The sequence below is a fragment of the Streptomyces luteosporeus genome (assembly GCF_039532865.1).
GTDB lineage: Bacteria > Actinomycetota > Actinomycetes > Streptomycetales > Streptomycetaceae > Streptomyces > Streptomyces luteosporeus.
Map to the genome: position 1 here is coordinate 59,492 of NZ_BAAASL010000009.1, position 13,293 is coordinate 72,784.

Consider the following 13,293-nt stretch of genomic DNA (forward strand, 5'->3'; position numbering starts at 1 on the left):
GGACGCAAGGGCGTGTCACCTCTCCGAGGGCGGCTCGAGGCCGGACGGGTCGAGCAGGGTCGTGCCCAGCTCCTGGTGGAGATGGCCGGCCAGCTCCGCGGCACTGGGCCACGCGAACACGGCAGTGGCGGGCAGCGGCAGACCGGTGAGCGTACTCAGACGGTTGCGCAGCATCACCCCGCTCAGGGAGTCGAAGCCCAGCTCGGTGAAGGGCTGGTCGGGGGCCACGGCGGCCGCGTCGGTGTGGCCGAGCACCGTGGCGACCTCCTCGCGGACGAGCTCCAGCAGGGCCGGCGCCCTCTCCGGTACGGGCAGTGCGGCGAGCCGTTCGCGCCAGGCTCCGGCGGTGGCTGCGGGATCGTCGCCCGCCCCGGTCGCGCTGCCGGCGGTCGGGCGGGGCGGGCGCAGGAGCCCGCGCAGGGGCGGTGGTACCGGCCGTCCGGTGGTCCCCGTCCGCCGGCAGCGGTCCAGCAGGAGCGGGGCCAGCACCGGCTCGCCGCTGCCCAGCGCGGCGTCGAACATCGCCAGGCCCTGGGCGGGGGAGACGGCGCGCAGCACGCCGTCCATGGCCGGGCCGGGGCCGGCGGTCCGGGCCGCCATGCCCTCCCCGCCCGCCCACGGGCCCCAGACGAGGGAGAGGGCCGGCAGGCCGAGGGCGGCGCGGTGGTGGGCGAGCGCGTCCAGGAAGGCGTTCGCGGCGGCGTAGTTGGCCTGGCCGGCGTGGCCCAGCAGCCCGGCCGCGGAGGAGAACAGCACGAAGTGCGACAGCGGCAGATGCCTCGTCAGCTCGTGAAGGTGCCAGGCGGCGTCCGCCTTCGGCCGCAGCACCGCGGCAAGCCGGTCGGGCGTCAGGGCCTCCAGCACCCCGTCGTCCAGGACGCCGGCGGCGTGCACGACGGCGCTCAGCTCGTGCGCATACGTGGCCACGACGGCGGCCAGCTGCGTGCGGTCGGCGGCATCGCACGCGACCACGTCGACGCGGGCGCCGGCTTCCTCCAGCTCGGCCTGCAGCCGCTGCGCGCCCGGTGACCGCAGGCCGCGACGGCTGACGAGGACGAGGTGGCGGGCATGGTGCCGGGTGGCCAAGTGCCGGGCCAGGACGCCGCCGAGGCCTCCGGTGCCGCCCGTCACCAGGATCGTTCCCCCCGCCGGAACGTGGCCCGGCCGGGGGGCCGAGCCGGCGAGCCGGGGAACGCGCACGGCGCCGGCGGCAAGGGACAGCTGGGGTTCGCCGGTGGCGACGGCGGCGGGCAGCAGGCGCAGGGACTCGGGCCGGCCGTCGGTGTCCACGATCGTGAGCCGCCCGGGATGCTCCGCCTGTGCCGAACGCACCAGGCCCCACACCGCCGCGGCCGGCAGGTCCGGCACGGCGGAGGTGGCGCCGCGGGTCACCACGACGAGGTGCGCTCCGGGCGCGGCCGGGGCGGACAGACGGTCCTGCACCACGGCCAGGGCCCGCGCGGTCAGGGCATGGGTGTCCGTGAGCGGGTCGGAGCCCGAGGAGCGGGAGGCCAGGGAGACCACCACCGTCGCCGGGGCGCTGCGCCGCCCGGCCGGCGACGCGGGGAGCACGGAGCGCAGGCCGAGGTCGTCGGGGTGCGCCACGGACGGGAGCGGCCCGTCGCCGCCGGCCGGAACGGCGGTCCACCGCAGGCCGTACAGCTCTCCGGTCGCGGCGTCGACGGTCTGCGGCAGCGGGCGGGTGGTCAAGGACTCCACCCCGGCCACCGGCCTGCCCGCCGGGTCGGCGAGGTCGACGGCGACCGTGTCCGTGCCGGTCGTGCGGATGCGCACGCGCAGCGCCGTGGCACCGACCGCGTACACGCTCATGCCGCGCCAGGCGAACGGTATCCGGGCGGGGCCGGTGGCAGCAGCGGCGAGCAGCGGCGCGTGCAGGGCGGCGTCCAGGAGGGCGGGGTGCATGCCGTACCGCCCGGCGTCGGCGCTCGTGTCGTCGGGCAGTCCCACCTCGGCGAAGACCTCCTCGGCCTCCTCGTCCGGCCCGCGCCACAGGGCCGTGACGCACCGGAACGCGGGGCCGTACGCGTAACCGGCGCCGGCCAGGCGCTCGTAGGCGTCCGTGAGGTCCACGGGCACGGCGCCCGGGGGCGGCCACGCGCAGGCGCCGCCCTCGCGGCTGCTCCCGGGGCCGGTGGCCGGGCCGAGCCGGCCGCTCGCGTGGTGCGTCCAGGTGCCGAGCGGTCCCGACTCCCGGGGGCGGGAGTGGACGTCCGCGGTGCGGCGTCCGGTCGCGTCCGGTTCGCCGACGACCACCTGCACCTGGACGCCCTCCCCGGAGCCGGGCAGGGGCAGCGGCGCCAGCAGGGTGAAGTCCTCGGCGACCTGAAGCCCGCACGCGTCGCCCGCGTGGAGCACCATCTCCGCGAACGCGGCGGCGGGTACGAGCACCTGCCCGGCAACGACGTGGTCGCGCAGCCACGGCTGGGCCGCGAGGGAGAGGTGACCGGTGCACAGCAGGCGTTCCGTGCCGGGCACAGTTGTCGTCGTGGCCAGCAGCGGATGGTCGCCGCCGGCCGGTGCGGGGGCGGCAGTGCCGTCCAGCCAGTGGCGCCGCCGCTGGAAGGGGTAGGTCGGCAGATCCACCCGCCGGGCGCCGCTGCCCGCGTACACCCGGGGCCAGTCCATCGGCAGGCCGTGCACGTGCAGCCGGCCGAGCGCGCTCAGCAGCGCCTCCGCCTCCGGCACGCCGGCCCGCGCGGTGGCCGTGCACACCAGCCCCTCGCGCTCCCCGGCCACGCCGCCCAGGACAGCCGTCGTGAGCTGTGCGTCGGGGCCCACCTCCACGAACGCGGTCACCTGCTCCTCGCGCACGAGATGACGCACGGCGTCCCCGAACCGTACGGTTTCCCGGGCGTGCCGCGCCCAGTACGCCGCCGAGCGCAGGTCGTCCCCCTCCGCCCGGTGCCCCGTCAGCGTCGAGACGACCGGGATACGCGGCCTGCCGTACGTCGTCCCCGACGCGATGCGGCCGAACTCTGCGAGCATCGGGTCCATCAGGGGCGAGTGGAAGGCATGGCCGGCCCGAAGCCGGGTGGCGCGGCGTCCGCGCCCGGCGAACCGGGCCGCGACGGCGCGCACGGCGGCCTCCTCCCCGGAGACGACGACCGACCGTGGACCGTTCACCGCCGCGATCGCCACGCGGTGCGCCGGATCCGTGAGTTCTTCCGCCACCGCGTCCGCCACCTCGTCCTCGGAGGCCTCCAGCGCCACCATGGCGCCGCCACCGGGCAGCCGGCGCATCAGCCGGCCCCGGGCCGCGACCAGCTCCACCGCCTCCTGCTCCGAAAGGACGCCCGCGACGTGAGCCGCCGCCAGCTCGCCCACGGAGTGCCCGGCGACGGCGTACGGCCGCACTCCCCAGGACTCCAGCAGCCGGAACAGCGCCACTTCGAAGACGAACAGCCCCGCCTGCGCGAAGTCGGTCCGCTCCAGCAGGGCGGCGTCGCCGGTGTTCTCGTCCGCCCGGAGCACGGAACGCAGGGGCCGCTCCAGGCTGCCCGTGTCATCGAACCGTGCGCACAAGGCGTCGAAGGCGGCGGCGAAGCCGGGGAAGGCGGCGTACAGCTCCCGGCCCATGCCGGGCCGCTGTGCGCCCTGGCCGGAGAACAGCAGGGCCGGTCGTCCGGCAGGCGGGCCCGGCCTCACCTCGCCGCTTCCGGAACCGGTCGCCGCCACCGTGTCCAGAGCACTCAGCAGCGCCCGGCGATCCCCCGCGGCCACAGCGGCCCGGTGCGTGAGCGCCGCCCGGGTCGTGGCCAGGGAGAAGGCGACGTCCAGCGAGGACAGCCCGGGCCGCTCCCGCAGCAGAGCCGCCACCTGCCCGGCCTGCGCGCGCAGGGCCTGTGGATCCGCGCCCGACAGCAGCAGTGGCGGCACCGCGCTCCAGGGCCTCACGGCAGGAGACGGCTCGGCGGTGTCCTGAGTGGCTTCTTCCAGGATGACGTGGGCGTTGGTCCCGCCGATGCCGAACGCGGAGATCCCGGCCCGGCGCGGGCTGCCGGGCACCGGCCGCCACTCCTCCTCCCGCGTCACAGGCCGCACGGCGCCCGACGACCAGTCCACCTGCGGTGACGGCTTCTCGCAGTGCAGCATGCGCGGCAGCCGGCCGTGGCGCATGGCCATGACCGTCCTGATGACACCGCCGACACCGGCAGCCGCCTGGGTGTGCCCGATGTTGGACTTGAGCGCCCCGAGCCACAACGGCCGGTCGGCGGGCCGCCCCTGCCCGTACGCCGCCTGCAGCGCCCGGGCCTCCACGGGGTCGCCGAGCGCGGTACCGGTGCCGTGCGCCTCGACCATGTCGACGTCCGCCGGGGACAGTCCGGCGGCGGCCAGGGCCCGCCCGATCACCTCCTGCTGGGCCGAGCCGCTCGGCGCGGTCAGGCCGTTGGACGCGCCGTCGGAGCCGACGGCCGAACCACGCAGCACGGCCAGCACCGGATGGCCGTTGCGCCGGGCGTCGGACAGGCGCTCCAGCAGCACCACCCCGGCGCCCTCGGCCCAGGCGGTGCCGTCGGCCGCGGCCGAGAACGGCTTGCACCGGCCGTCCGGCGCCAGGCCGCGCAACCTGCTGAACGCGACGAACGGCGTCGCAGTCGCCATCACCGTCACGCCCCCGGCCACGGCCAGCGCGCACTCGCCGGAGCGCAGTGCCTGTGCCGCCGAGTGCATCGCCACCAGCGACGACGAGCACGCGGTGTCCACGGTCACGGCGGGCCCGTGCAGGTCCAGGGCGTAGGCGATGCGGCCCGAGGCCACGCTGCCCGCCGAGCCCAGCGCGAGCTGCGCCTCCAGCTCGTGCGGGCCGCGGTGCAGCAGACGGCCCCCGTAGTCGTCGTGCATCACACCGACGAAGACGCCGGTGTCGCTGCCGCGCAGGCTCGCCGGGTCGATGCCGGCCCGCTCGCAGACCTCCCAGGTGATCTCCAGCAGAAGCCGCTGCTGCGGATCGGTGGCCCGTGCCTCCCGCGGGGACATCCCGAAGAATGCCGCGTCGAAGTCGGCCGCCCCGTGCAGGAACCCGCCGCGGCGGGTGACGGAGGTGCCGGGGCGGTCGGGGTCGGGGTCGTGGAGAGCGGACAGGTCCCAGCCGCGGTCGCCGGGGAGGTCCGAGGTCGCGTCGACCCCGTCCGCGACCAGCCGCCACAGGTCCTCGGGCGAGGCCACGCCCCCCGGGTACCGGCAGGCCATCGCGACGACGGCCACCGGCTCCGCCGCAGGCGTACGCGCTCCGTCGACGGCCGGGGCCGGTCCTCCGAGCAGCGCGGTCTCCAGGAACGCGGCTGCGGCAGCGGGCGTCGGGTGGTCGAACACCAAGGTCGCGGGCAACTCCAGGCCGGTGGCCGCGCCCAGCCGGTCACGCAGCAGGACACCCCCGAGGGACGTCACCCCGAGGGCGGCGAAGGGCCGGCCCGGCGCCAGGTCCCGCTCCGGCACGCCGCTCGCGTGCGCCGCCGCGGCGAGGACGAGACGCAGCAGCGTGGCGGACCGCTCGGGCGGGGACAGCTCCGCCAGACGCCGGCGCAGGGCGGACGCCGTGGCCTCGCGCGCCGGCCCCAGCCGTTCGGCCAGCTGCCGGGCGAGTGCGGTTCGGTCGGTCTTGCCGGAGGGGGTACGGGGCACGGCGTCGGTCTCGTACACCTCGTCGGGCACCTTGACGTCCGACAGCCGCTCCCGGCACAGGGCCTGCAGGCGGTCGGCCTCGACGCCGTGCCGCGGATCGGCGACGACGACGGCGACCGGCACCTCGCCCAGCACGTCGTGAGGCCTGCCGACGACCGCCGCGTCCACGACGCCGGGCAAGGCGAGCAGCACGTCCTCGACCTCGACCGGGTTGATGTTCTCGCCACCACGGATGATCAGTTCCTTGAGGCGGCCCGTGACGCGCAGACCGCCGTGCCGTCCGCGGCGACCCAGATCCCCCGTGCGGTACCAGCCGTCCCGGAACGCCCGCGCGGTCTCGTCCGGACGGTGGTGATACCCGAGCATCAGGTTCGGACCGCGGACCCACACCTCCCCTTCATCCCCGTCGGCGACGTCGTCACCACTGCTGGGATCGGTCAGCCGCACCTCGACGCCGGGCACCGGCAGACCCGCGGTGTCCCCGGAACCACCGGGCCGGTCGACCGTGATCTTCCCGCAGGTCTCGGTGCTGCCGTAACCGTCGACCAGCGGGGCGCCCAGCAGCTCCTCGACCTCCGCCCGCAGCTCCGGGGGACACGGCGCGCCCGCGGTCACGCACAGCCGCAGGCCGGACGCCGGCCGCAAGGCGGCACGGACCGCGCTCGTGAGCAGGCGGTAGGTGGCGGGCACGCCGGCCAGCACGCTGAACGGCTCCTCGGCGAGCGCCTGCGCGAGGTTCGCACCCCGGTCGAGGAGGTACGCGCTCGCGCCCACGCTCACCACTCCCAGCAGGCACAACGAGTGCGCGTAGGCATGGAACAGGGGCAACGGCCACAACAGCCGGTCCTGCGGACCCAGTCCCCACAGCGGAGCGTAGGCCGCCGCCACGGACCACAAGGCGGCGCGCTGGCTGGAGACCACGCCCTTGCTGCGCCCCGTGGTCCCCGAGGTGTAGAGGATCCAGGCCGGCTCGTCCAGGCCGAGGTCGTCCCGGGGCGCGCACCCCGGCTCCGCCCCGGCGAGCTGCTCGAAAGAGTACGTGCCCGCCCCCGCCCCGTCCGGCACGGCGTCCCGGCCCGCCACCAGGATGCGTGAGCGCAACCGCGGCCGAGCGGCGGCCACTCGCGAGACCCGCGGCAGGAGCGTCTCCTCGGTGACCACCGCCACCGCTCCGCTGTCGTCGAGGAAGTACGCGAGCTCCGCCTCCGCGGCCCCGGGATCGAGCAGAACCCCCACCGCTCCCGCCCGCACCACCGCAAGGAACGCCTCCACCGCCTCCACCCGGTTGCCCAGCACGAGCGCCACCCGATCGCCTCTTGCCACCCCCAGCCGCACCAGGTGCCCCGCCAACCGGCCGGTCCGCTCCGCCAGCTCCTGGTACGTGACGCCCCGCCGTGCGTCGCGGAAGGCGGTCTTCCCTCCCGCTTGCGCCGCATGCGCCTCCAGCGCAGCCGGCAGCGCACGGATCAATTCACTCCGGACGTCTGTCATTTCGGTGCCTCCGGTGACGTGACAACAGGCGGGTGGTGACGGCGCGGGCGGGGCATGTCCCCGAGAGCCTGACAGCCCCCGGTAGGGTCCGGCAGTGGAGATCTTTCATCTGCGCTACTTCGTGGCGGTCGCCGAGAACCTCAGTTTCTCCCGGGCCGCGCGTCAATTGCACATGGCCACTTCGCCCTTGAGCCAGCGGATACGTGACCTGGAGCGCGAACTCGGCCAGCAACTGTTCGACCGGGACTCGCACCACGTGGCGCTGACCCGCACCGGTACGGCGCTGCTTCCGGTGGCGAAGGACGTTCTCCGCCGGTTCGACGACATTCCCTGGCAGCTGCGCCGGGCGGCGGGCCCCGAGCGGCGGGCGGCGTACGTGGGTGTGGTGCCGGCCCTGCACCCGCGGCTGCGCGAGCGGCTGGGGGAGCTCGAAGCGCGCTGTGCCGACGCCTACGACGTCAAGCGCTGGCCCGGCAACAGCGCGAACCTCCTGCACGCCGTACAGCGCGGCGACCTCGCCATGGCCTTGGTGCACCTGCCCGTGCACGCCGAGGGCATAGAGGTGCTGGAGCTGCTGCACGAGCCGCTGGGGGCGCTGCTGCCGGCCGCCGCGTTCGAGGGACGGACCTCGGTGTCGTTGAGCGAACTCACCGACTACACGTACGTCACGTCCGCACCCGGCACGCTCCCCACCTATTTCGACCAGCTCAGGGTGCGCCTGAAAGCCGCGGGAATCCACAAGGAGATCAGCCTCAACATCGGGGACTATGCGAGCGTGCGTGAAATCGTCGCCAACGGCTCGGTCTTCGGAATCACCTTGCTCAGTGCGGAGAGCCGCGAGGGCGAAAACGGTACGAGCGTCGTCCTGCCGTTCCGGGACTTCTCGCCCTCGCTGGCGACCGGGCTGGTCTGGCGCCGGGACCGGGCCGAGTCCGGCGGTGACCTGCACGGCCTGGTGCGGGAAGCCGGAGCGGTGTTCTCCGCACCCGTCGATCCCTGCTGAGCGCTCCCTGATCCCGGCGAACGGCGTGACCGCTGCGGTCACGCCGTTCTTCGTGCATCGGTGCCACTGATCGCTTGGGTTTCCCCACCGCGCCGGACTAGCGTTTTCCATGCGACCCGGGAAACCCCGGGAAATCCCCGTGAATTCTCCTGGAAAAGGAGTGGTGATGGAATCCGCAGCAGAATCGGATGCCCCCGGCGGCCCGCTGGCCGGAGTGCGCGTCATAGACATGGCCACGGTGGTCATGGGCCCGTACGCCGCGCAGATCCTCGGCGACCTCGGCGCCGACGTCATCAAGATCGAGTCGCCGAACGACACCGTACGGATCGGCGCGCTGCACCGCACGCCGGGCATGACGCCCCTGAACCTCAACGTCAACCGCAACAAGCGCAGCGTGGCACTCGACCTCAAGGACGAGCACGAGCACACCACCGCCCTGGAGCTGATCGGCACCGCCGACATCCTGATCACCAACATGCGCATCGACGCCCTGCGCCGCCTGGGCATGGACTACGACAGCCTCGCCGCTGCCAACCCCCGCCTCGTCTACGCCCACGCGCAAGGGTTCCGCTCCGACTCCGACCGGGCCGCTCTGGCCGCCTACGACGAGACGGTGCAGGCCGCATCCGGGCTCATCGACCTCGCGGAGCGGGCGGGGGACGTGGGGGCGCCCGTCGTGCTGCCGAGCATCTTCGGTGACAAGGTCGCCGCGCTGACGATCGTGTACGCGGCGCTGGCGGCCCTCGTCCACCAGCGCGCGACCGGGCGCGGGCAGCACATCGAGGTCCCCATGGTGGACACGTTGCTGGCGTTCAACCTGGTCGAGCACCTGCAGGGCCGTACCTTCGAGCCGCCGATGGGCCCGACCGGCTTCCCGTTGTCCATGAACAAGGGGCACCGGGCCCGCCCGACCAAGGACGGCCTGGCGATGGTCATCCCCTATGGCCCGCAGAACTTCCGCGACCTGTTCACCGCCGCCGGTCGCCCCGATTTGGCCGCGGACCCGCGCGTCAACGGCGAGTCCATCGACGCCGCGCGCGACGGCGAGGCCCTGGCCGAACTGCTGGAGACGGTGACACCCCGGCTGACCACCGCGCAGTGGGCACAGGTGTGCGCCGAGCACAGCATTCCCTTCGGCCCGGTGCTGCGGCTCGACGAGGCCGCCGAGGACCCGTACGTCCGAGCGGGCCATCTGCTGGACGTCGCCGAGCACCCCAGCGAGGGCACCTACCGGGTGGTCGGCGTACCGTTCGCCTTCTCCGCGACCCCGGCCTCGGTGCGCCGGCACGCGCCGCTGCCCGGCCAGCACACCGACGAGGTGCTCGGCGAGCTCGCCCGGAGCGAGGTGCGGCGATGAACGACATCCCCCGCACGGACACCGTCCGCAACGACGCCGTCCGCAACGACGCCGTCCGCACGGACACCGTCGGCAGCACCCTCGTCGTCACGATCGACCGCCCCCGGGCCCGCAACGCCGTGAACGCCGAGGTCGCCCGCGGCATCGCCGCCGCCGTCGACCGCCTGGAGTGCGGACCCGGCCTGCGGGTGGGGGTCCTCACCGGCGCGGACGGCACGTTCTGCGCGGGCATGGACCTCAAGGCCGCCGCCCGCGGCGAGCAGGTGAGCGTGCCCGGCAAGGGCTTCGCCGGGCTCGTCGAGGCGCGTACGGCCAAGCCGCTGATCGCGGCCGTCGAGGGCCACGCCCTGGGCGGCGGCTTCGAACTGGCCCTGGCCTGCGACCTGGTGGTTGCCGCCGAAGGCGCCCGCTTCGCGCTGCCCGAGGTCAGGCGCGGGCTGATCGCCGGGGGCGGCGGGGTGGTACGGCTTCCCAGGCGCATTCCCCACCACCTGGCCATGGAGCTCCTCCTCACCGGATGCACCGTCACAGCCGAACGCGCCCGCGACCTCGGCCTCGTCAACCGCCTCGTCCCCGACGGCCGGGCGCTGCCGGCCGCCCTGGAGCTCGCCGGGGACATCGCGGCCAACGCGCCGCTGGCCCTGGCCGCGGTGAAGAGGACCGTCCAGCGGGCGGACGGAACACCGGAGGCCGAGGCGTTCGCCGCGCAGGCCGACGAGATCGGCGCGCTGCTGCGCTCGGCCGACTTCGCCGAAGGGGTCCGTGCCTTCGCCGAGAAGCGCGCGCCGCAGTGGAGCGGACGATGAACCGCGCACAGGTCCTGCGGACCCTCACCACACCCGCCACAGCGCCCGCGTACGCCCCCGTCGCCGCACGCTTCACCGACCGCGAGTACTTCAGCATCGTCTACCGCACCGACCCCGAGGCCCTGCGGGCCGTGGTCCCCGAGCCGCTGCACGTCGACCCCGGCGAGCCGCTGGTGCGGTTCGAGGTGATGAAGATGGGCGACGCCACGGCCTACGGCCCGTACGTCGAGGCCGGGCAGGCGATCCCCGTGCGGTTCGGGGACGAGCACGGCGAATACCTGCACGCGATGTACCTCGACAGCTTCGCCGCCACGGCCGCCGGCCGCGAGGTGAGCGCCTACCCGAAGGCGATGGGCACACCCGCTCTGTACGCCGACCACGCCGCGCTGGTCGGAACGCTGGACTACGGCAGCGTACGGGTCGCCACCGCCACCATGGGATACAAGCACCACCCGCTCGACCCCGAGCACGCCCGCGGACAGATCACCGTGCCGACGTACATGCTCAAGTCCGTTCCCGGTTACGACGGCACCCCGCGCGTCTGCGAACTCGTCCGCACGCAGATCACCGATCTCGTGGTCAAGGAGGCCCACACCGGGCCAGCGCGGCTGCAGCTCTTCGCCCACGTGCTGGCACCCCTGGCCGACCTGCCGGTGTGCGAGATCGTCTCGGCCAGCCACATCGTCACGGACCTCACGCTGGGCCCCGCCGTTGCCGTCCACGACTACCTCACCGAGGAGGACCCGTCATGACCACCGCTGTCGTCGGCGCCGGCACCATCGGCCTCGCGTGGGCCGCGCTGTTCGCCGCGTACGGAATCGAGGTGACCGTCACCGATCCACGCGAGGATCTCGACGGAGCCGTGGACGAGGCGCTGCCGATGCTCGCCGCCGGACTGCCCGGCAGCGACGCGGCGGAGCTGCGCGGCCGCATCCGTACCACCCACGACCTGGCCGAGGCCGTGGCCGGAGCGCGCCTCGTACAGGAGAACGGCCCGGAGAACCTGGAGTTCAAACAGCGGCTGTTCGCCGACATCGCCCGCCACGCCCCGGCCGACGCGCTGCTGGCCACCTCCAGCTCCGGAATCGTCGCCTCCGCCATCGCCGAGCGGCTGCCGGACGAGGCCGCCGCGCGGCTGCTGGTCGCGCACCCCTTCAATCCGCCGCACATCGTCCCGCTCGTGGAGATCGTGCCGGGCGCACGCACGACGGAGAAGACCGTGGAGACGGCTATCGCCTTCTACCGTTCGCTGGGGAAAACGCCGGTGCGGCTGCGCAAGGAGCTCCCCGGATTCGCGGCCAACCGGCTGCAGGGCGCAGTGCTCCAGGAGGCGATCCACCTCGTCCTCAGCGGTGTGGTCGACGCGGAGGAACTCGACACGGTGATGAAGGCGTCACTGGGCGGCCGCTACGCCGCCGTCGGCCCTTTCGAGAGCTTCCACCTGGGCGGTGGCCCCGGCGGCATCCGGCACATGATGCAGCACCTGGGCCCCGGCCTCGCCGAGGGCTGGCGGCGCCTCGGCCACCCGGAACTGGACGCCGCCGCCGTCGCCACGCTCGTCCGGCAGACGGAGGCCGCCTACGGCAGCGGTCCCGAGGCGTACCGGCAGCGCGCCGCGCTCCGCGACCGCAAACAACTCGCGCTCGACGCGGCGTTGCGCCGGACCGAGAACGACCGAATCAACTGAACCAACTGAACCCTACGCGATACGCACAGGAGTCACCCCATGCCCAAGCCCGCCAACCCCACCGCCGATTTCTTCGGGTACGCCGACCTGCTCAGCGACGCCGAGCGGGCCGAGCTGGCCCTCGTCCGCGACGTCCTGGAGAGCGAGATCAAGCCGCTGTTCGACGCCGCCTGGGAACGGGCGGAATTCCCCTTCGCGGCGATCGAGAAGGTGGCGAAGCTCCGGCTCGCCGGATATGCGTACCCGGAGTACGGTGACGGCCGAAGCCGCAGCGCACTGTTCTCCGGCTTCCTCACCCTGGAACTCAACCGCATCGACCCCTCCCTCGGCGTCTTCACCGGAGTCCACACCGGACTGGCCATGGGCAGCATCCACGGCGGAGGGAGCCAGGAGCAGCGCGACCGCTGGCTGCCGGACATGGCGGCCATGAAGAAGATCGGCGCCTTCGCCCTGACCGAACCCGAGGGCGGCTCCGACGTCGCGGGCGGCATGCGCACCACCGCCCGGCGCGACGGCGACACCTGGATCCTCAACGGCAGCAAGCGGTGGATCGGCAACGGCACCTTCGCCGATCTCGTCGTGGTCTGGGCCCGCGACACCGCCGACGGCAACGTCAAGGGATTCGTGGTGAAGAAGGGCACCCCCGGTTTCACCGCTGCCAAGATAGAAGGCAAGATCGCGCTCCGAACCGTGCAGAACGCCGACCTCACCCTCGACGAGGTGCGGGTCCCCGAAACCGACCGCCTGCAGCAGGTCGGGAGCTTCCGCGACACCGCCGCCGTCCTGGCCCGCACGCGGGGCGGGGTGGCCTGGCAGGCGCTGGCGGTGGCCGTACGCGCCTACGAACTCGCCCGCGCCTACGCCGTCGACCGTGTGCAGTTCGGCAGGCCCATCGGGGCCTTCCAGCTCGTCCAGGACCTGCTGGTGAAGATGCTCGGCAACATCACCGCCATGTTCGGCATGGTCGTCCGCCTCGGCCAGCTCGCCGCACACGGCCGCGACAGCGCCGAACAGGCCGCCCTCGCCAAGGCGTTCACCACCACCCGGATGCGCGAATGCGTCGCCTGGGCCCGTGAGCTCTTCGGCGGCAACGGCATCGTCCTCGAATACGAGATCGCCAAGTTCTTCGCCGACGCCGAGGCCGTCTACTCCTTCGAGGGCACCCGCGAGATGAACACCCTCATCGTCGGCAAGTCCATCACCGGCCACAGCGCCTTCGCGTGACGAGCGCTCCGACGTCGGCAACCCTGCCATGATCAACATATAGGGCTCGGGGGGACTTGTGGCAAGGCCCCGGTCGTGCCGC

The 13,293-nt window shown here is 73.9% G+C and carries 7 protein-coding genes; 6 read left to right on the top strand and 1 reads right to left on the bottom strand.

Features of this window, described 5'->3' with window-relative positions:
* Positions 1-15: 15 nt before the first annotated feature.
* Positions 16-7,134: an SDR family NAD(P)-dependent oxidoreductase gene (locus ABD361_RS13770; protein WP_344435399.1), complete on the bottom strand. Its 7,119-nt coding sequence runs from the start codon at positions 7,132-7,134 to the stop codon at positions 16-18.
* 94 nt (positions 7,135-7,228) lie between these two features.
* Here ABD361_RS13770 and ABD361_RS13775 point away from each other — a divergent pair, with 94 nt between their 5' ends.
* The 6 genes from ABD361_RS13775 (at position 7,229) to ABD361_RS13800 (ending at position 13,211) form a co-directional block, all read left to right on the top strand.
* On the top strand, positions 7,229-8,137 hold the full coding sequence (locus ABD361_RS13775; RefSeq protein ID WP_344435400.1) for a LysR family transcriptional regulator: 909 nt from the start codon (positions 7,229-7,231) through the stop codon (positions 8,135-8,137).
* Between the two features lie 166 nt (positions 8,138-8,303).
* On the top strand, positions 8,304-9,494 hold the full coding sequence (locus ABD361_RS13780; RefSeq protein ID WP_344435401.1) for a CaiB/BaiF CoA transferase family protein: 1,191 nt from the start codon (positions 8,304-8,306) through the stop codon (positions 9,492-9,494).
* The gene (locus ABD361_RS13785) at positions 9,491-10,300 is read left to right on the top strand and encodes a crotonase/enoyl-CoA hydratase family protein (protein ID WP_344435402.1); all 810 of its coding nucleotides are present in this window, start codon (positions 9,491-9,493) and stop codon (positions 10,298-10,300) included. Before ABD361_RS13780 ends, ABD361_RS13785 begins: the two co-directional genes overlap by 4 nt.
* Complete coding sequence (locus tag ABD361_RS13790; RefSeq protein WP_344435404.1) at positions 10,297-11,052, top strand: acetoacetate decarboxylase; 756 nt, start codon at positions 10,297-10,299, stop codon at positions 11,050-11,052. Before ABD361_RS13785 ends, ABD361_RS13790 begins: the two co-directional genes overlap by 4 nt.
* Positions 11,049-11,987 (top strand): 3-hydroxyacyl-CoA dehydrogenase NAD-binding domain-containing protein, encoded by a 939-nt coding sequence (locus tag ABD361_RS13795; protein ID WP_344435406.1) that lies wholly within the window; start codon positions 11,049-11,051, stop codon positions 11,985-11,987. The genes ABD361_RS13790 and ABD361_RS13795 overlap by 4 nt, the downstream gene beginning before the upstream one ends.
* A gap of 39 nt (positions 11,988-12,026) precedes the next feature.
* Positions 12,027-13,211 carry an acyl-CoA dehydrogenase family protein gene (locus ABD361_RS13800; protein WP_344435407.1) on the top strand — a complete coding sequence of 395 codons (1,185 nt, stop codon included), beginning with the start codon at positions 12,027-12,029 and terminating at the stop codon, positions 13,209-13,211.
* The last annotated feature ends 82 nt before the right edge of the window (positions 13,212-13,293 follow it).

Excerpts from the sequence above, each read along its gene's own strand:
- ABD361_RS13770 (WP_344435399.1), bottom strand. The coding sequence starts at position 7,134 with ATGACAGACGTCCGGAGTGAATTGATCCGTGCGCTGCCGGCTGCGCTG.
- ABD361_RS13780 (WP_344435401.1), top strand. The coding sequence starts at position 8,304 with ATGGAATCCGCAGCAGAATCGGATGCCCCCGGCGGCCCGCTGGCCGGA.
- ABD361_RS13785 (WP_344435402.1), top strand. The coding sequence starts at position 9,491 with ATGAACGACATCCCCCGCACGGACACCGTCCGCAACGACGCCGTCCGC.
- ABD361_RS13790 (WP_344435404.1), top strand. The coding sequence starts at position 10,297 with ATGAACCGCGCACAGGTCCTGCGGACCCTCACCACACCCGCCACAGCG.
- ABD361_RS13795 (WP_344435406.1), top strand. The coding sequence starts at position 11,049 with ATGACCACCGCTGTCGTCGGCGCCGGCACCATCGGCCTCGCGTGGGCC.
- ABD361_RS13800 (WP_344435407.1), top strand. The coding sequence starts at position 12,027 with ATGCCCAAGCCCGCCAACCCCACCGCCGATTTCTTCGGGTACGCCGAC.